The 18,295-nt window shown below is 40.9% G+C and carries 16 protein-coding genes; 10 read left to right on the top strand and 6 right to left on the bottom strand.

Going from position 1 to position 18,295, the window contains the following annotated elements:
• Positions 1–77 precede the first annotated feature (77 nt).
• From SDEL_RS05930 to SDEL_RS05895, 8 genes are all read left to right on the top strand, one after another.
• On the top strand, positions 78–746 hold the full coding sequence (locus SDEL_RS05930; RefSeq protein WP_223295810.1) for a TetR/AcrR family transcriptional regulator: 669 nt from the start codon (positions 78–80) through the stop codon (positions 744–746).
• Between the two features lie 87 nt (positions 747–833).
• Positions 834–1,985: an efflux RND transporter periplasmic adaptor subunit gene (locus SDEL_RS05925; protein WP_012856946.1), complete on the top strand. Its 1,152-nt coding sequence runs from the start codon at positions 834–836 to the stop codon at positions 1,983–1,985.
• 3 nt (positions 1,986–1,988) lie between these two features.
• Positions 1,989–5,117 carry an efflux RND transporter permease subunit gene (locus SDEL_RS05920; protein ID WP_012856945.1) on the top strand — a complete coding sequence of 1,043 codons (3,129 nt, stop codon included), beginning with the start codon at positions 1,989–1,991 and terminating at the stop codon, positions 5,115–5,117.
• Positions 5,107–6,531: an efflux transporter outer membrane subunit gene (locus SDEL_RS05915; RefSeq protein WP_041666315.1), complete on the top strand. Its 1,425-nt coding sequence runs from the start codon at positions 5,107–5,109 to the stop codon at positions 6,529–6,531. Before SDEL_RS05920 ends, SDEL_RS05915 begins: the two co-directional genes overlap by 11 nt.
• 167 nt (positions 6,532–6,698) lie before the next feature.
• Positions 6,699–7,601 (top strand): AraC family transcriptional regulator, encoded by a 903-nt coding sequence (locus SDEL_RS05910; protein WP_012856943.1) that lies wholly within the window; start codon positions 6,699–6,701, stop codon positions 7,599–7,601.
• A 107-nt stretch (positions 7,602–7,708) separates the two neighbouring features.
• Positions 7,709–8,806, top strand: coding sequence for an alpha/beta hydrolase (locus SDEL_RS05905; RefSeq protein ID WP_012856942.1), 1,098 nt, complete (start codon positions 7,709–7,711; stop codon positions 8,804–8,806).
• A gap of 19 nt (positions 8,807–8,825) precedes the next feature.
• A complete protein-coding gene (locus tag SDEL_RS05900) occupies positions 8,826–9,323 on the top strand; it encodes a (R)-mandelonitrile lyase (protein WP_012856941.1) in 498 nt (165 codons plus the stop codon).
• 123 nt (positions 9,324–9,446) lie between these two features.
• The gene (locus SDEL_RS05895; protein WP_012856940.1) at positions 9,447–10,658 is read left to right on the top strand and encodes an MFS transporter; all 1,212 of its coding nucleotides are present in this window, start codon (positions 9,447–9,449) and stop codon (positions 10,656–10,658) included.
• A 57-nt stretch (positions 10,659–10,715) separates the two neighbouring features.
• Here SDEL_RS05895 and SDEL_RS05890 read toward each other — a convergent pair whose 3' ends face one another.
• Positions 10,716–12,083 carry an IS4 family transposase gene (locus tag SDEL_RS05890; RefSeq protein ID WP_012856485.1) on the bottom strand — a complete coding sequence of 456 codons (1,368 nt, stop codon included), beginning with the start codon at positions 12,081–12,083 and terminating at the stop codon, positions 10,716–10,718.
• Between the two features lie 183 nt (positions 12,084–12,266).
• On the opposite strand from SDEL_RS05890, the gene SDEL_RS12130 reads away from it, so the two are divergent.
• Entirely contained in the window at positions 12,267–12,428 is a 162-nt protein-coding gene (locus SDEL_RS12130) for a hypothetical protein (protein ID WP_012856939.1), read from the top strand.
• A gap of 49 nt (positions 12,429–12,477) precedes the next feature.
• Here SDEL_RS12130 and SDEL_RS05885 read toward each other — a convergent pair whose 3' ends face one another.
• From SDEL_RS05885 to SDEL_RS05875, 3 genes are all read right to left on the bottom strand, one after another.
• On the bottom strand, positions 12,478–13,626 hold the full coding sequence (locus SDEL_RS05885) for an iron-containing alcohol dehydrogenase (RefSeq protein ID WP_012856938.1): 1,149 nt from the start codon (positions 13,624–13,626) through the stop codon (positions 12,478–12,480).
• 112 nt (positions 13,627–13,738) lie between these two features.
• Positions 13,739–14,470 (bottom strand): TIGR03915 family putative DNA repair protein, encoded by a 732-nt coding sequence (locus tag SDEL_RS05880; RefSeq protein ID WP_012856937.1) that lies wholly within the window; start codon positions 14,468–14,470, stop codon positions 13,739–13,741.
• On the bottom strand, positions 14,470–15,687 hold the full coding sequence (locus SDEL_RS05875; protein WP_012856936.1) for a putative DNA modification/repair radical SAM protein: 1,218 nt from the start codon (positions 15,685–15,687) through the stop codon (positions 14,470–14,472). The genes SDEL_RS05880 and SDEL_RS05875 overlap by 1 nt, the downstream gene beginning before the upstream one ends.
• Before the next feature lie 143 nt (positions 15,688–15,830).
• On the opposite strand from SDEL_RS05875, the gene SDEL_RS05870 reads away from it, so the two are divergent.
• On the top strand, positions 15,831–16,457 hold the full coding sequence (locus SDEL_RS05870) for an NAD(P)H-dependent oxidoreductase (RefSeq protein ID WP_012856935.1): 627 nt from the start codon (positions 15,831–15,833) through the stop codon (positions 16,455–16,457).
• Here the strand turns inward: SDEL_RS05870 and SDEL_RS05865 are convergent.
• A complete protein-coding gene (locus SDEL_RS05865) occupies positions 16,447–17,982 on the bottom strand; it encodes an ABC1 kinase family protein (RefSeq protein WP_012856934.1) in 1,536 nt (511 codons plus the stop codon). The two genes, SDEL_RS05870 and SDEL_RS05865, sit on opposite strands and share 11 nt — an antisense overlap.
• The gene (locus SDEL_RS05860) at positions 17,982–18,245 is read right to left on the bottom strand and encodes a hypothetical protein (protein WP_012856933.1); all 264 of its coding nucleotides are present in this window, start codon (positions 18,243–18,245) and stop codon (positions 17,982–17,984) included. Before SDEL_RS05860 ends, SDEL_RS05865 begins: the two co-directional genes overlap by 1 nt.
• Between the last annotated feature and the right edge of the window lie 50 nt (positions 18,246–18,295).

The following is an 18,295-nucleotide window of genomic DNA, read 5'->3' as shown; positions in this document are numbered from 1 at the left end:
TAGTAAAAACAGTTTTAAGAAGCAAAAAGGGTAAAAATGGATTTGTTGTATAATGACAAAAAAATTGTAGGAGGTGCATGGCTATGAAAGACCATACCTGTTGCATCAGTAGCTTTTTTAAACACTTGAGTGGCAAGGCTGAGTCGAGGTGTGCAAAAATTGTTGATGTAGCGCATAGGCTTTTTTTAGATAAAGGCTATGAAAATGTCAGTATGAATGATATTGTCAAAGAATCCGGTGGCTCTTTATCGACTCTGTATAAGCATTTTGGTAACAAATCGCAACTGCTCATTTATGTATTAGAGCAAAAATCGGAAGAGCTTTTTGGTGAGTGGGGCAGACAAAGTGCGAATTATGAAGGGCGTTTGGAAGCGTTTTTAATGATGATTGGTACATCCTATTTGGATATCTTAGTGGAAGATGATGCTATTTTATTTAATCGATTAGCGGCTTCGTTAGGCTATCTTGAAGAGACAAAATCCATCAATGAAAAATTTTTACATGTTATGATGCGTCCGGTTACGATGGTCGCTGAATATTTAGAGCATGAAAAAGAGTGTGGAAGAATCGAGGTAGAAGATACAATGCTGTGTGCGCATCAATTTTTAAGCTCACTCGAAGAGCCTTTTATGTTTCCCCGTATTTTAGGTGTGGAAACGGATGTTTCTGAAGCGCTTCGTATGAAGGCGTTAAAACAGATTGTTACCATTTTTTGTCGTGGGATTGGCGTATCAAAAGAGTCGTAAATGCTTGACTTATTTACATTTTGGGATTATAATTCGCCCAAAAAATGTAATGTAATGTACATTACACAATTTAAATGGAGCAAATAGATGAATAAAAAAGAAGTGTTACACTACGCAATAGCTCTTGGTTTAGGGGCTTTTGTTTTAGTAGGGTGCAGTGGTGAAAAAAAAGATGCACACGCAGGTGGGATGCATGCGATGCCTCCTTTACATGTAACGACTTACACGGTTAAAGCAGAGAATATCCCTGTGAGTTTAGAGTATCCTGCTAAAGTAAAAAGCATGCAACAGGTCAATGTAGTTGCCCGTGTGAGTGGTATTTTGGAGAAGAAATCTTTTGTAGAGGGAAGCTTTGTCAAAGCGGGGGAGAGTTTGTATCAGATAGATTCTAACCGTTACGAAGCTCTCGTACAAGAAGCTCTTGCGGATGTCGGTGTGAAAGAGGCGACCTTGAAACAAGCCACCCGAGATTGGGATAGAATCAAAGTCTTATTTGAACAAGATGCCATCAGCAAAAAAGAGCGAGATAGCGCACTTTCTGCGTATGAATCAGCTCAGGCTTCTTTAAAAGCTTCACAAGCGACGTTGAAAAAAGCACAGATTGATTTAGGCTATACCGCGGTCAAAGCGCCAATTTCAGGTTTAACCAGTCTGAATACTCAAGATATTGGAAGCTATGTAGGCTCAAGCAGTGAAAATCTCAATCTAACCACTATTACCCAAATGGATCCTATTTATGTTGAGTTTTCTTTACCTGACATTGAACTTTTGAAAAAACGATATACGATGAATGAAGCTCAGTGGAATAGCATTGCTAAGGCGAAGTTGCCTGTACAGATTAGCACGCCTGATGGCAGTGTTTATGACAAAGTAGGAACCTTAGACTTTTTAGACAGTTATGTCGATGAGCAAACATCAACCATTAAAGCTAGAGCTACCTTTGCCAACCCTAATCACAGTTTGATTCCCGGACTTTTTGTACGTGTGAATGTCGGTGGATTGATTTATAAAGATGCACTGAGTATTCCTCAAAAAGCACTGCTTCAAGATGCCACAGGTTCATACGTTTATGTCGCTAAAGAGGGTAAAGCAGCTAAAGTTCCTGTTAAAGCTGGAACGGTACACAATGATGCTTACATCATTGAAAATGGTTTACATGTAAACGATGTCGTGATTACCAATAACCTCACTAAGCTTCGTCCAGGTTCTGCCATTGTGGTTGCAGAAGCAAAGGAATAAGGTATGTTTTCAAAATTCTTTATCAACAGACCTATTTTTGCAACCGTCCTTTCGATAGTTGTGATTATTGCGGGTTTGATGAGTATTCGGGCGTTGCCCATTGAGGAGTATCCTGAGGTAACCCCTCCGCAAGTAAGCGTTGAGGCAACTTATGCGGGTGCGAGTGCGGAGACCATCTCTAAAACCGTAGCAGCCCCACTAGAGCAGCAAATTAATGGTGTGGAAGATATGATTTATATGTCTTCAACGGCTTCTTCAACAGGCTCATTAAGCATTAATGTTTACTTTAAAATTGGAACTGATCCTGATCAAGCGACCATTAACGTCAATAACCGTGTCCAAGCCGCCCTTAACAAGCTTCCAAGCGAAGTTCAAGCGCAAGGTGTGACGGTCACCAAGCAGTCTTCGACCATTTTAAAAGTTATCTCGATTATCTCACCCAATAACAGTTATGATGAAATTTACATGGCTAACTATGCGCTCATTAACGTCATTGATGAGCTTAAAAGGGTTGAGGGCGTGGGTAATGCTTCTTTGTTTGGCAATCAAAACTACTCCATGCGTGTTTGGATGAAACCTGACCAGCTGGCAAAATACAATCTCACACCCACCGATGTCATCAATGCCATCTCCGAGCAAAATGCGCAGTTCGCAACGGGTCGTTTTAACCAATCACCTTCTAAAACCTCTCAAGCGTATACGTTTACCGTGACCACGCAAGGACGTTTTGACAAAGTGGAAGAGTTTGAGAAAATTATTTTAAAATCAAACAAAGATGGCTCAACCCTTCGCTTAAAAGATGTAGCACGTTTGGAATTGGGTGCTGAATCCTACGATGTGACATCTACTTTAAATGGGCAAACGATGGTACCTATTGGTATCTATTTGCAATCAGGTGCGAATGCGCTTGATACCGCTAAGCGAGTGGATGAGGCGATGGAGAGATTATCGAAGTCTTTTCCTGAAAATATGGAGTATCGAACACCTTATGATACGACTAAATTTATCCAAATTTCAGTCAATGAAGTCGTAAAAACGTTTGTGGAAGCGCTTTTGCTCGTTATTGCGATTGTCTATCTTTTCTTGCAAAATATGCGTGCAACGATTATTCCTGTTTTGGCGATTCCTGTTTCCATCATCGGAACGTTTGCGGGAATGTATGCTTTAGGCTATTCCATTAACCTTCTGACGCTCTTTGGGTTGGTTTTAGCCATTGGTATTGTTGTGGATGACGCGATTATCGTCATTGAAAACGTGGAGCGGATTTTACACTCTGAAAAAGAGATAAGTGTAAAAGAGGCTACCATTAAGGCGATGCAAGAGGTTACAGGTCCTGTTGTGGCGATTGTGCTTGTTTTGTGTGCGGTCTTTATTCCTGTATCGTTTATGGGTGGGTTTACGGGGCAAATGTACCAACAATTCGCTATTACCATTGTTATTTCCGTGATTATCTCAGGTATGGTCGCATTGACATTAACTCCTGCTTTGTGTGCGATTTTTCTGAGCAAAAAAGAGCCAAAACCGTTTTGGTTTGTTAGAAAATTTAATGAATTTTTTGATGCCTCAACCAACTGGTTCACGAGTGGTGTTAGTTTAGTGGTACGTCATAGTGTGATTAGTGTGATTGTTTTTGCAGTGCTGATGGGAATGACCTATGGACTCTTTCAAAAAGTGCCAAGTTCTCTTGTGCCTATGGAAGATAAAGGCTATTTGATTGCGGTGACAGCTCTGCCTCCTGCTTCTTCCTTGCACCGTACGCAAGCGGTCAGTGCGCAGGTGAGTGACATTACCAATCAAATGCCAGAAATTGCTTATAACATCTCTATTTCAGGCTTTGACCTTTTAAGCGGTGCGGCAAAAACCAATGCGGCAACCACCTTTTTACCACTCAAAGATTGGAGTGAGCGAAAAGCCCCCAATCAGCACTCAGAAGCCATCAGTGGTGCGCTCAATGGAGCCCTTTTTGGTGTCTCTGATGCGACCATTTTTGCACTCAACCCTCCACCGATTATGGGGCTTAGTATCTCAGGTGGTTTTGAGATGTACTTGCAAGATAGAACAGGCGGTTCACTAGAGGCACTAGGTGATATCGCGGATCAAATCGTGGCAAAAGCGAATCAAAGACCAGAACTTGCAAGGGTTAGAAATTCACTCAATATGAAAATTCCTCAGTATAAAGTGAATTTGGATAGAGAAAAAGCCAAAGCTTTAGGCGTTTCGATTGATGATGCGTTTAAAACCATGCAAGCAACCTTTGGTGCGTACTATGTGAATGACTTTAACCTCTTTGGTAGAACCTATCAGGTCAATGTCCAATCTGAGGCTGATTTTAGAGAAAAACCTGAGGATTTAAAACATGTGTTTGTTAAATCCAGTACGGGTAAATTGATTCCTTTAAGTTCGTTAGTGAGTTACGAGCGAAGTGTCGGTGGCGATGTGATTGAGCGTTTTAACGTCTTTGCTGCAGCCAAAATTGAGGGTGAACCTAAACCTGGATATACCTCTGGTGATGCACTCAAAGCCATTGAAGAGGTAGTTAAGGAAGTAGCTCCTGAGGGATACGCAACTGCGTGGGCGGGAACGTCTTACCAAGAAAAAGCGATGTCAGGCAGTGGAAGCCAAGCCTTCATTTTTGGTATCATTTTTATCTTCTTGATTTTAGCGGCGCAGTATGAAAGGTGGCTCATGCCACTTGCCGTTGTAACAGCGGTTCCGTTTGCGGTATTTGGAGCGATTATGGCGGTTTATTTACGAGGGTTAAGTAATGACATTTACTTCCAAATCGGGCTTTTGGTCTTGATTGGACTTTCAGCAAAAAATGCCATCTTAATTGTTGAGTTTGCGATGCAAGCTCAAGAGAGAGGCAAGTCTATTTTTGATGCGACGCTTGAAGCGGCACGTCTTCGTTTCCGCCCGATTGTTATGACCTCTTTAGCCTTTACCATTGGTGTTTTACCACTGGCTTTAAGCTCAGGTGCAGGTGCAGGGAGTCGTCATGCGATTGGTACGGGTGTTATTGGAGGGATGATTGCCGCAACAACCATTGCGATTTTCTTTATTCCCCTGTTTTACAACGCTTTAGCTAGACTCAATGCAAAATTTTCTAAAAAAGGAGAGCGTCATGATGCGTAATATCTATGCCCTCTCATTATCAGCATTCATTTTTGCTGGGTGTTCACTCTCTCCAGAGCTAAACATCCCCACAACACAGTTTCCAGAGCGCTATGAAGCGGTGGCTTCAACGCCAAGCAGCACAACGCTCATGCAGTGGTGGAAAGCCTATGGCGATGAAAAATTAAGTGCGCTTATTGAGGAGGCATTGGCAAATAACTATGACCTTCAAACCTCTATGGCAAACATCTCACTTGCCCGTGCCACACTCTCTAGCAATACGTCCAATCGCTACCCAAGCCTTGATGTGGAGGGAAGTGGAAGAAAGTATCGTAGCAGTGCAGATACCTTTAGCTCAACCACGCACAACACCTATAACACTTTTGGGCTGAGTGCCGTTTTGAGTTATGAGCTTGATTTGTGGGGAAAATACAAAGAAGCAGAAGCCTCTGCAAGAGCCTCTTTAATTGCCAGTTATGCCGCCAAAGAGACGGTGAAAATCGCTTTGATTGCCAGTGTGGCGGATGGATATTTTACGCTTGTTAGCCTCAATGAACAGCTTGATATTGTGAAGGAAACCATCACGGCACGAGAAGAGGGCTTGAAGCGTTATCGTGTTCAGTACCAAGCAGGCTCCATCACCAAAGCGACCCTTTTACAAGAAGAAGCGGAGCTCCGCAGTGCGCAAATCAATAAAGACAGCCTAGAGCAGTCCATCGTGACACAACAAAGTGCGTTGGCGGTATTGGTAGGAAAGTCACCTAAAGCGATTGCGGAATTTGCCAAAAACAGTTTGCCTAGAGTGCTTCCTCAGGACATTGCCGTGCCTTCCTCCTTGCCATCAGAACTCTTAAACAATCGTCCTGACATTAAACAGGCTGAAGAAAACCTCAAAGCGGCGAATGCGAACATTGGGGTTGCCAGAGCGGCGTATTTTCCTAGCATTAGCCTCTCGGGCGTTTTAGGCTATGAGAGTACACAGCTTTCCAATTTGGTCAGTTCTCGCTCAGCCATGCATAACTTTGGGGGAAGCGTGGCATCACCTCTGTTTAACATGGGAAAAACCAGCTCAAGCGTTGAGAGTGCCAAAGCCAATAAAGAATTAGCAGAGATTAGCTATGCTCAAACGGTTCAAAAAGCGTTTCAAGAGAGTTATGATGCGCTTAATACCCGTCATATTTTAAGCACCAAGCTTGAACACCAAAAAGCCTATCTGGATAGCATGGCACAAGTGTTTGTGCTGAGTAAGCGACAGTATGAGGCAGGGTATGGAGATTATTTAGCGCTCTTAGATGCGAAACGTAACTACCTCTCCGCCCAGCTAGCGCTTATTCAAGTCAAACAAGAGCTTTTAAGCTCAGGTGTCTCTTTGTATAAAGCCTTAGGTGGTGGCTTTGATACAGAGCGTTTTAGTAAAGAAACCTCTGCTCTTTAACCTTTATATGTAAAGCTTCTTGTATCATAGCAAGAGGCTTTACTGCTTCATTTTTTTCTTAGAACATTGTAGAATTAGGCATGTTTTTTGGAGAATTTATCTAGCTTAAAAGCGCATTTCTCTCTATAATCTACAGTTACATGTAAACGATAATGAAAGGAATTTGGATGAATGAAGCGATGGAAAAGTGTCGTTTAGACATCATTGACGTGATTGAAAGGTTATACCCCAAAAGCGATGAGATGGTGCAAAGTAAGATTTCAGCGCTTAGTTTTTTCCTAGCTTCTTCTCCCAATGAATTTAAAAGTATTGTTTATGAGCCATCCCTTTGTATTATTCTTCAAGGTTCAAAAGCGGTGGGATTTGGACATCAGATGTATCACTATCGGGAAAATGAGTACCTTTTAGCCTCAACGCATATTCCTGCGGATGTTAAAATCATCGAAGCCTCTACGCAAAAGCCTTATCGAGGGTTGACCCTTACGTTTAGTTTGGAAGCCATCTATGAGGTACTTAAAAATGTTGATGCTAACAAACTTAAAGTTCAGCAAAAATCAGAGAAAGGACTCTTTTTTGATACCTTACATGTAAAGCTTTACGAACCTATTTTACGGCTGGTAAAGTTACTTGAACGCTCCAATGAAGAGATTGCTTTTCTCTCGCCATTGATTATGAAAGAGATTTTATACACGCTGATTAACGAGAAGAGTGGTTACTTTCTCACTAAATTTGCGATGGAAGGAACGACTTCCAATAAAATCGTTAAAGCCATTTCTGAAATCAAACATAATTTTAGTGAAAAACTGAACATGGCTGAACTTGCTAGGCGTATTGATATGAGTGAGTCACATTTGTATCAGAATTTTAAAACCATCACCTCTCTCTCCCCACTGCAATTTCAAAAGAAACTTCGCCTTGAAGAGGCTAAAAAAATGCTCAGCGTTCGCAATATCGACATCTCAGAAGTGGCGTTTTTGGTTGGTTATGAAAGTCCTTCACAGTTTAGCAGGGAATATTCCCGTATGTTTGGTATGCCTCCTAAGGAACATCTTAAGCATTTGCATGCGTAATTTGCATTTTTTGGAGAAATAGGCATCTGTTATAAAGAATTGGTCTAGGGGTAAAAACAGATTTTTTTTATAATGACTTCGAAACATTTTAGGAAGAGGAGTTCATTATGAATAACCAAATGAAGGCATCAAGACGTGATTTTATGAAAAAAAGCGCATTGGTTGGTGCGGGATTGGTAGCAGTGAGTGTTGACGCACTGGCTACCAATACAAAAGAAGCCTCTTTGCAACCCCAAGGAGGCATGGTCGTGACAAAAGTATGGGATAAAACATTCCCAAAGAGTCAAAACGTAGAACACCAAAAAGTGAGTTTTAAAAACCGTTATGGCATTACCCTTGTTGGTGATGTGTATATGCCTAAACATCTCAAAACACCTTCTCCTGCCTTAGCGATTTCGGGTGCATATGGAGCGGTTAAAGAGCAATCATCAGGACTTTATGCGCAAATTATGGCTGAGCGAGGCTTTGTCACACTAGCGTTTGACCCTTCTTTTACAGGGGAGAGTGGAGGCGAGCCACGCAATGTCTCTTCGCCTGATATTAACACCGAAGATTTTAGTGCGGCGGTGGATTATCTAGGGATTCAAACCTTTGTTGATAAAAATCGCATGGGTATTATCGGTATTTGTGGTTTTGGAGGCATGGGTTTAAATGCCACTGCCATTGATAAACGAGTTAAAGCCGTTGCGGTAACCAGTATGTACGATATGTCTCGGGTAATGTCTAAAGGTTACTTTGATGCAATGAGTCTTGAAGAGCGCACAAAATTACTTGAAACACTCAGTTTGCAACGCTGGGAAGATGCCAAAAAAGGAACGCCAACTTTGGGTGGTCGTATATTGCCTGAGACACTAAAGGGGGATGAACCGCAATTTGTTAAAGAGTATTTTGATTATTATCGAACCTCTCGTGGATTTCATGTACGTTCGCTTAATTCCAATGGGGCATGGAGTGCCACCAACGCACTGTCGTTTATGAATATGCCACTGATGAGTTATATCAAAGAGATTTCTCCACGTCCATTGCTTATCATCGCAGGGGAGAATGCACACTCACGCTATTTTAGTGAAGATGCCTACAAAGCGGCCAATGAGCCTAAAGAGCTGATGATCATCCCCAATACCGTTCATGTGGATTTGTATGACAAAGTAGAAAAAATTCCGTTTGACAAACTTGATGCTTTCTTTAAAACGAATTTGAAATAAAAGCATAGTAGGAGTAACGATGAAACGATATGTTCTTTTAGGATTAATCGGTGTGTGTTTGAGTACACATATTTTTGCGCAAGAGGGAGAAAAAACAATGCAAACCATTTCTAAAGTAGAGTCACGAGCGTCGATTGATGTGAAACAATCCGAGTATAAAAACTATTTTACAGGCGATGTCAGAGTCGATATGCTCTATCCACAAAGCAATACAAAAACGCATAGCGGTGCCCATGTGACGTTTGAACCTCGTGCTAGAACAAATTGGCATGTTCATCCTGCGGGACAGCATATTATCGTGACCTCAGGGGTTGGGTATTATCAAACGTGGGGCGAGCCTATGCAGATCATCAAAGCGGGTGATGTTGTTTGGATTCCAGTAGGTGTTAAACACTGGCATGGTGCCTCTAAAGAGATTGCTATGACGCATTTAGTGGTGACAGGAGCCGATGAACATGGAAAAAATGTGGAGTGGTTAGAGCCAGTAAGTGATGAGCAGTATTTTTCCAAAAACTAATCTTTTTTAGGCTAGGGTAACAAACTCCTAGCCTAACATGTACATTTAACAAAACTTCTACACTTGTTTTACCTTCACATAACATTCAATACAAATGTAAATTTTTAATGAAAAAGGCTATTTATGAAACATACCCGTACCCATGTACACAAGAACGATGCAACACCTCTTTGGAGCGCTGTTTGGGCGATGTCGTTGTGTGCTATGGTCTTAGTCGCATCCGAATTCATGCCCGTGAGCCTTCTCACGCCCATTGCAACAGATCTGCATATGAGCGAAGGGTTTACAGGGCAGTCCATTGCTATTTCAGGGCTTTTTGCGCTCATCACCAGTTTATGGCTGACATCATGGATAGGGCATGCAAATCGTCGTAAGGTTTTACTCTTTTTTACATTTTTGATGGGCATATCGGGCATTGTAGTCTCTTTTGCTCCCAATGCAACGGTTCTTATGGTCGGTCGCGCGTTATTGGGTGCATGTATCGGTGGATTTTGGTCGATGTCTGCCGCTGTTGTGATGCGGCTTGTACCTGAAAAAGCTATACCAAAGGCGTTAGCATTGCTTAATGGCGGTAACGCACTATCAACCACCATTGCCGCACCTTTGGGGAGTTTTTTAGGAGGTATCATTGGTTGGAGAGGGGCATTTTTTACTATTGTTCCTTTGGCTGCGATTGCTTTTATATGGCAATGGCGCTCATTGCCTTCTTTGCCTGCTACAAGACGAGAAGATGGTAAAAAAACATCGGTGAGACATGTGTTAAAACTTTTAAAACGCACGGATGTGAGCTTGGGAATGTTAGGAGCGATGTTTCTCTTTATGGGGCAGTTTGCGCTTTTTACCTATTTACGACCTTTTTTAGAGAGTGTATTAGGAATTAATGTTGAAGTGCTTTCATTTATTTTATTGGCAATGGGTCTTTGCGGTTTATTAGGAACATTCGCAATCGGTCATGCTTTAAAAACACTGCTTTATAGCCTCTTAATTGGCACACCATTCTTGATGATGGTGATAGCTCTTGCCTTAACCTATATGGGTTCATCATTTTTTTGGGTAGTTGTTTTACTCTCTTTGTGGGGGTTTTTAGGAACTTCCATACCTGTTGCATGGTGGACGTGGCTCGCTCAGACACTACCGCATGAAGCAGAAGTAGGGGGAGGGCTTATGGTGGCGATTGTTCAACTCGCTATTACATTGGGCGCTTCCATTGGTGGGATTTTTTTTGATGCATTTGGCTATCAAAGTACGTTTTTATTTGCAAGTTTATGTTTTGCTAGTTCTGTGTTTGTGGCTCTTATTATTGCTTTTCAACACTCTTTACATGTAAAGTCATAAAAGAAGTAAAAAAGACTCTTTGAAAAACCTTTAGTTCATTACAATTCTTTTTATAACTCATCTTTCGCACCTAAATCCCAGCAATTCTTGAGTTGCACTTCGTAGTGTAGCAATTATACTGGTAAAATCCTTATTGTTCTTTACAATCTCATCAATTTGTGCTATTTTGTCCATTATTTCAATAAACGCTTGCATAGCAATAGAAAGCGTGTAGAGTTCACACTCCAAATCTTTAAATAATCCACCAATGGTTTTTGGCTCATGGCTGATTCTATTGATGTAGCTGACAATATTGTAAGCAAAGAATGAAAGTGTCATTCTAGCAATCAGTGCTTCATAGATTCTATTTTCTTCTTGTCCAAACCCAAAGTATTCTCTGAGCTCTTTATAGCCTTGTTCTATATCCCATCGTCGTTTATAAATCTCAATAATCTCTTCATCATTGAGTTCTAAATCGGTGGAGACAATAGGGATGAGATTGTCGGTGGTTTTAATAAAAACAATTTTGAGTTTCCCTGCATTTTTATGTTCAACAACGGTTGAAAAATAGCTAAAGCGAATCTTCTTGCCATATGTTCCCACTTTGGCATTTTTAAGCTTTTTGTGTTTTTCATACATGGCATTCAGTGTTTTTTCTTTGTCATTAAAGTTCCAAATCTTAGTGTTGTTAGCAATTCTTGAAATGACCTTTAGACCCAAATCGTTCATCTCTTGGATAAAGGCTGGTTTAGAGTACCAACTGTCAACCAGCAAGTAATCAGCGTATATACCACTGTGTACAGCTCTTTTTACCATAGCCAATGCTATCTTAGACTTACCCTCCATAATCTCCATTCTTCGTTTGTAAGCGTTGCAACGGATATCGAGTTCTGTACTAAACTCTTCAACTTTAACGCGGGCATAGTTTCCCATGCTCATTGCAAAATCTATCATAAAATTTGAATAACCATCACTATAATTCAAAGAAACAACATTGATCCCTCTAATGGTTCGCTTCTCTTTATTGCTCCAAAGTCCATCACGACTCCCCTCTATATATTTACCTGTTTTACCCTCAACCGTATCATCCATAATAAAGACTTTTATTGACGAAGCATCTTGGACTTTATGCAAAAGCTTGATGATTTTTAAAGTGCTTAAAGAGAGAAGTTTTCTCCAGTTGTAGCTACTATTTTGCAAAAGTCTGTAGTAGGTGTCTTTTTTAAAACTCTCATTGCTTTGGTGCATAAACGAAGATATCTTTTTATTCATCACCAACATATAGACAAAGTGTAATACAACAAGATAGGGGGCTACGCCTTCTCTTTTCTTTACAAAGTTAGCACGGTGTAAAATACTCTTGATGTTTAAGAGTTGCAGTGTTTGATATATGGGGTTTTTAAGCGTTGTATTTATGGCCGATAGGATCTGTTCTTGAAGATTCATGGATGATATTCTTTATTTTTATTATAGCTAAAAGTGCCTAATATAGGGCTTTAACAGACTTTTTTCATTTGTCAATATGGAGATGGCACTCTTCTAAACGCTCGAAAGAATAGCCTTTTTAGACTATTCTTTTATTGGAATTAGGTGCGAAAGCTCAGTTATAATTCAACTAAGGTGGAAAAAATGAAATTTAAAGTTTTTGCTTTTGGTCTTTTATGTGTTTGGTGTTTTAGTGTTAATCTTATCTTTAACGGACAAGATCATCGCTATACGGAGATGGCTAAGGTTCAGGCACAAGAAATCCTCAAATCACACGAGCAGTCCCTGCTTATTGTACACTCTTAAGAGCTTCGTGTGATAGAAGCGGTGGCATTTAATGTCACCGCTACCAAATCTACAAAGCTTTTTTGAGAATCTTCTCAATAACTTCTTTCGTATACACTTCATCCATTCCAAAATAGTGCGCATTATCGACAGCGTTTTCAATAATAGCAGGAATGCTTTTTTCTTCGATGCCACAGTGTGCAAATTTCGTTGGTGTACCAATTTTTTTAAACCATGCCTCAAGAGCCTCAATGCCTTCTTTAGCACTTTCACGTCCAAAAATAGTTTGGGCAAAACGCTTAAATTGTGCCTCATTTTTGTCTTGATACCACTTCATCCATGCTGGCATAATAATGGAAAGTCCCGCACCGTGAGGAACATTGCAAATGGCGGAGATGGCATGTTCTATCATATGGTTTGGAAATGTAACCCCTGCAACCCCCACATGCGTTAAGCCGTTTAAGGCACACGTAGCAGCCCACGCAAATTCGCCTCTTGCATCGTAATCATCTGGATTGATAAGGAGTTTTTCGGTCGTTTCCATCACCGTTGTAATAATCGCCTCAATCTGTTTACTGATAAATACAGGATGCGTCGTTGCCGTAAAATACCCCTCGATACAGTGTGCAATAACATCTGAAGCCGAATAGACCAAATATGCCTTGCTCACAGAGCTTTGAAGCAAAGGATTGATGATGGAGAGTGTTGGGTAAAGTGCTGGTGCTTGAATAAAATACTTTTGGTGTGTTGCATCGTTGGTAATAACCGCTCCATGGTTCATCTCACTGCCAGTGGCGGCTAAGGTTATGATGTCAAAGATAGGTAACGCCTTTTCAATGGTAGCTTTGCCTAAGAAAAAATCCCACACATCACCCTCATAGAGTGCCCCTGCCGCAATGGCTTTAGAGCTATCTAGCACAGAACCACCACCCACCGATAAAATCGCATCGACCTTTTCTCTTTTAGCGACTTCAATGCCTTCATACACTTTGGAAAGCAGAGGATTGCTCACAATGCCACCACATTCAACAAAAGCAATGTTATGCGATTTTAAGCTGAGCACAACGCTCTCAAACAGACCATCGTGTTTAATGCGCTCACTGCCGTAGGTGAGTAAGACTTTTTGAATGCCATTCTTTGCTAAGTGTTTGCCTATCTCTTTTTCTTTATCTTTGCCAAACTCAATGCGTGTCGGGTTCCAAAAGGTGAAATTTTCCATGGTTTTCCTTTAATTTTGTTTAGCGTATTATAAAATGAAATGGGCTTTTATCGCTAGATTGATTGTCTGTAAAATTTGCCTAATTCTCCAAAATGCTTTACATGTAAAGCATTTAAGTCTGAAATTCACTCATATAGGTGCGATACAAAAGCGGTACTAGATTGCGTTGTAACTTAGGATTGTGTCTGCTTTGAATGGTGGTGGCTTGAAAAAAGCGTTGCCATTGCTGTTTCACCTCTACTTCTTCTTTAGAGTAAAGCGGTGTGTCAAAGGAGACAATGGAGTGAATTTCATGGCTTGATTCATCCCTCAAAAAGGCTAAAGAGCGTGTTGTGTCGTGAATAATAAAAGGGATTTTGCCTAAGCGTTTGGAGAAGTGTTCGCCCAAAAAGGGCAAAATGTTAAATTTACTTGCAACTTTTGCGTAGAGTGTGCCATCTTCTAGCTCTTCAAAACGGGTAAATCCGTACATTTTATGCACTAAACTCAACAGTTCTTTTTCCAGATTTTGGATATAAAAAAGATGCGCATTGGTGATATTTGCAAGCTCTTTTGGGTTTTTAAATCCGATACGAATGTACTCGAAAAGCGCCATTTCATGCTCTTTTGTATCGCATAAGAAGATGTTAAAAATGGTGCGTTGCCTCTCTTTGCTAAAGTGTTTTTTAATGGCATGTAATACTTTTTGTGCTTTCTGCTCATCGCTAAAGATTTCATGACAGCGCTCAAAACAGAGTGAATCTAACGGTTGTTTAACAATGCGTGTGAGCGGTAGCTTTTCATAATATACCTCATACACCAGCGTTAAAAACCCCTCAAAACTCCCATCATACAGCAGTATCATTAGAGCTCTCCTGTGTAGATGGAGGTATCAAAGAGTGTGGGCTGAATAATGTCGCCTCCTTGATGAATGAGAGCAAGTTTGAGCCTCTCTTCATAAAGGGTAGAGCCACGATGAAAATCATTTCCTGCAACGATAAAATAGCGTGCTTTTTTTAGCGAGATTTTGAGTTGTTTTAAATCCTCAAAATGAAGTGTTTTAAAACGTCTGGCTTGTAAAATTTTTAGGACACTTCGAATGCCAAGTCCAGGGATGCGAATCATCACCTCTTTGGGTGCGGTGTTAATGTCAATGGGAAAAAAGTCTAAATGGCGCAGTGCCCAGAAGGTTTTGGGGTCAAACTGCATATCTAGGTTTTCATCTTCGTTTAAAATCTCATCGTACGAAAAACCATAAAAGCGAAGTAACCAATCGGCCTGATAAAGCCGGTGCTCACGAAGCAGTGGCGGTTTACAAAGCTCAGGAACGGGGAGATGTTTATGGTGATTGACCGCAATGTACGCCGAGTAATAGACCCGCTTTAAAAGAGCCTTTTGGTATAAAGAGGAGGAGAGTTTTAAAATGTCAAAATCACTTTCACTGGTGGCGCCTACAATCATCTGTGTGCTCATAGAAATGGGTTTGTTCTGACGCTCTAACGTAATGTCACGTGCGTGTTTAAGAGGTGAGAGGAGTTTTTCTTTGCTTTTATCGGGTGCTAAAAGCGCCAAACTTTTGGCACTAGGAAGCTCAATGTTGGAGCTCACACGATTGGCTAAAAGGGTGGCTTCGTGAATCAGCTCTTTGGAGCTTCCAGGAATGAGTTTGACGTGAATGTAGCCGTTAAAGCGGTACTCATGGCGTAAAATGCGCAGGGTTTGCAAAAGAAGGCTCATCGTATGGTCTTCGTTTTTAATGATGCCTGAACTTAAAAAAAGCCCCTCAATGTAATTTCGTTTGTAAAAAGCAATGGTAAGGTCCGCTAGTTCTCGTGGGCTAAAGGCGGTGCGAGGCGTGTCGTTGCTCACACGGTTAATGCAGTACGCACAGTCATAAATGCAGATGTTGGAGAGTAAGACTTTTAAGAGCGATATGCACCGTCCATCGCTGGTAAAACTGTGGCAAATCCCGCTGTTGTGGGTGCATCCAAGCTCACCCGTTTTATAGTTGTTCTCGCTGCCACTAGAGGAGCAGGAGACATCGTATTTGGCGCTATCGGCTAAAAGGGTTAGTTTATCCATGGGTGACATTTTCATACAAAAAGCATACTGTGTTTTTACATGTAAAGGCTAAAATATTTCAAAATGAAATGTGTTAATCTCACAATTTAATTAAATAAGACAAAAATTGGGTTATAATTTTGAAAACAGTTTAAGGAGTGATGATGGATAAGAAAAAATTATTTTTAGAGGCGATGAATTATCGTCATGCGTGTAAATTATTTGATACCAGCAAAAGGATTTCGCCAGAAGATTTGAACTTTATTTTAGAGGTGGGACGACTCAGCCCTAGTTCCTTTGGCGTCGAGCAGTGGAAATTTGTTGTGGTGCAAAACCAAGGCTTAAAAGAGGCGATTGAAAAAGCATCATGGAATCAAAAACAGATTTCGACGTGCAGTGATTTGTTGGTGATTTTGGCTAGAAAAGATGTTAGAAGTAGGGATGTTTATACCCAAAAACAACTTAGCCGTTTGGGTTTGGCTCCTGAGGCGTATCAGGGTTTTTTAGGGGTTTATAAGGGTTGGGTTGATGGCAGAGATGACCATACCATCGAGATGTGGAGTGAGAAACAGTGCTACATTGCAGCAGGAAACATGATGAGCGCAGCGGCGTTTATTGGAATTGATTCGTGTCCGATTGAGGGATTTGAGTTTGAGAAAGTTGATGCGCTTTTAGAGATTGACACATCCGTGTATCAAAGTGCTTTGCTCATTCCTTTTGGGTATCGTGCGGGTGAGCAAAGAAGCAAACACCGCTTAAGCTTTGAAGAAGTGGTTGCGTTTAAAAAATAATACGTGCCAATCCAAGCGTAAATAAAATCAGTGCGACCTCTTTTAATGAGGGGTCGTATGTGAGTGTAAAAAGCGCACTTAAGAGCAGTATTGCCCCCAAAAGAAAGGGTTTAAGATAGGCTTTTAACTCTTTTTTGAGCCACTCTAATTGGGATAGAGAGAGTTCGACTTTAAGCTCCCCATCGCTGATTTGTTTGATGGAGGATTTGACATGATGAATGGTTAAGGGAAGTGATTTAAACTCTTTTATTATGCTCTCCAAAATGCCTTCATCCGCCCCTAAGGCTTTAGGAATATTGTCTTGTAAAATGGGCAAAATATCTTTAATCCCATTAAAATTTTCAATATACGTTGTCCCCAACCCCTCAATAATCGCACTCACACGCAAAATATAAATCGCCTCTTGCGGGAGTTTAAAGGGTAAATCACGGGTAGAATTTAAAACATCAAAGGCGAGTTTTTGCATGCTCTCAGAGCTTAAATTTTCATTGCCAAAGATGTCAAACATACGCTCACTTAAAAGGGCTAATTCACTCACAGGTGCTTCATACGCAACGGTTCCTAAGCGTTTACTCGCACTGATGTAGAGCTCATAATCTTTCTCATTGGCAGCTTTTAAGAGCTCAATGATGGCAATGCGTGTTTGATTTGGGATGGATTTGACCATACCAAAATCAAGCAGGATTAGCTCACCTTTTGGGGTAACAAGCAAGTTTCCAGGGTGAGGATCGGCATGAAAGTAGCCACGAAGGAGCATCTGTTCGGTATAAAACGAGATAAGCTTTCCAATAATCGCTCTAAAATCAATCTTCTCTTTTTTCAAACGCTCTTTATCGTCAAAACGAAAACCCTCTTCAAAACTCATCACCAAAGCATCTTCACTGCAATACGCTTCCAAAGGCGTTGGAAAACGAATACCTGAGCGGACGTACATGGTAGCGAATTTTTGAAGGTTATGAAGCTCGGTGGTCATATTGACCTCTTGAAGAATCATCTTTGAAAACTCAACAATCACCGCTTCAATAGAGTTTTTCGTGTAGTGCGAAAACAGAGGTCTGAAAAGTCGATTGAAAAAAGAGATAATGCGTATGTCTGCACGGACACGTTTTTCAATGTCCAAACGTCTTAGTTTAATGGCTACTTTTTGCTCATCCAAACGTGCTTCATGCACTTGCCCAATCGACGCTGAGGCAATGGGTCCCTCGTTGAAAGCTTCAAAAGGCATGGTAGGAAAAGCACGAGAAAGGACAATGTTTAACTCGGCTTTGGACATGGGAGGCAGTTGGTCGTGGAGGGATTTTAACGCATCCAAATACTGAGCACTAAAAAAGTCCGCTCGAGTGGCTAGGACTTGCGCTAGTTTAATAAAACTCGCCCCAAGCCTTACAATCGTCTGTGAAAAGGCAATGGGGGAGAGGGGTTTTAGAAGAAAAAGACGCTCCTTTTTTTTGAGCAGAAGGTAAACACTCAGCAAAAAAGAGAAAACATCATAAACCCTTTTGGGATTGAATAGATGCCAATACATCAAGAGAGTTTTGATTTGAGCTCCTCAATGTCACTTTTCGTCGCAAGACCTAATTCATCCACCACTTCTTTAATCATCTCTTTGATTTTGGCTTTGATGCGCTCATCTTCATCTTTGCCTCTTTGAGAGATAGACTCGATAAAACTCTTTGCATCGCTAGTGCTGATTTTCCCTTTTTCTTCAAGCACTTTTAGCTCTTCTTCGATTTTTTCTTTGAGCACAACCATTCCGCCTAAGCCTACATGTAGAAATTCTTTTAACATGAAATACTCCTTTTGTTTTGTCACTATTTTAACACGATTTGAGTAACACG

The sequence above is a fragment of the Sulfurospirillum deleyianum DSM 6946 genome (genome assembly GCF_000024885.1).
GTDB lineage: Bacteria > Campylobacterota > Campylobacteria > Campylobacterales > Sulfurospirillaceae > Sulfurospirillum > Sulfurospirillum deleyianum.
This window is presented reverse-complemented; position numbering and strand designations above follow the sequence as displayed.

Excerpts from the sequence above, each read along its gene's own strand:
- SDEL_RS05915 (WP_041666315.1), top strand. The coding sequence starts at position 5,107 with ATGATGCGTAATATCTATGCCCTCTCATTATCAGCATTCATTTTTGCT.
- SDEL_RS05900 (WP_012856941.1), top strand. The coding sequence starts at position 8,826 with ATGAAACGATATGTTCTTTTAGGATTAATCGGTGTGTGTTTGAGTACA.
- SDEL_RS05930 (WP_223295810.1), top strand. The coding sequence starts at position 78 with ATGGCTATGAAAGACCATACCTGTTGCATCAGTAGCTTTTTTAAACAC.
- SDEL_RS05905 (WP_012856942.1), top strand. The coding sequence starts at position 7,709 with ATGAATAACCAAATGAAGGCATCAAGACGTGATTTTATGAAAAAAAGC.
- SDEL_RS05920 (WP_012856945.1), top strand. The coding sequence starts at position 1,989 with ATGTTTTCAAAATTCTTTATCAACAGACCTATTTTTGCAACCGTCCTT.
- SDEL_RS05925 (WP_012856946.1), top strand. The coding sequence starts at position 834 with ATGAATAAAAAAGAAGTGTTACACTACGCAATAGCTCTTGGTTTAGGG.
- SDEL_RS05880 (WP_012856937.1), bottom strand. The coding sequence starts at position 14,470 with ATGATACTGCTGTATGATGGGAGTTTTGAGGGGTTTTTAACGCTGGTG.
- SDEL_RS05885 (WP_012856938.1), bottom strand. The coding sequence starts at position 13,626 with ATGGAAAATTTCACCTTTTGGAACCCGACACGCATTGAGTTTGGCAAA.
- SDEL_RS05860 (WP_012856933.1), bottom strand. The coding sequence starts at position 18,245 with ATGTTAAAAGAATTTCTACATGTAGGCTTAGGCGGAATGGTTGTGCTC.
- SDEL_RS05865 (WP_012856934.1), bottom strand. The coding sequence starts at position 17,982 with ATGTATTGGCATCTATTCAATCCCAAAAGGGTTTATGATGTTTTCTCT.
- SDEL_RS05895 (WP_012856940.1), top strand. The coding sequence starts at position 9,447 with ATGAAACATACCCGTACCCATGTACACAAGAACGATGCAACACCTCTT.
- SDEL_RS05870 (WP_012856935.1), top strand. The coding sequence starts at position 15,831 with ATGGATAAGAAAAAATTATTTTTAGAGGCGATGAATTATCGTCATGCG.
- SDEL_RS05875 (WP_012856936.1), bottom strand. The coding sequence starts at position 15,687 with ATGGATAAACTAACCCTTTTAGCCGATAGCGCCAAATACGATGTCTCC.
- SDEL_RS05890 (WP_012856485.1), bottom strand. The coding sequence starts at position 12,083 with ATGAATCTTCAAGAACAGATCCTATCGGCCATAAATACAACGCTTAAA.
- SDEL_RS05910 (WP_012856943.1), top strand. The coding sequence starts at position 6,699 with ATGAATGAAGCGATGGAAAAGTGTCGTTTAGACATCATTGACGTGATT.
- SDEL_RS12130 (WP_012856939.1), top strand. The coding sequence starts at position 12,267 with ATGAAATTTAAAGTTTTTGCTTTTGGTCTTTTATGTGTTTGGTGTTTT.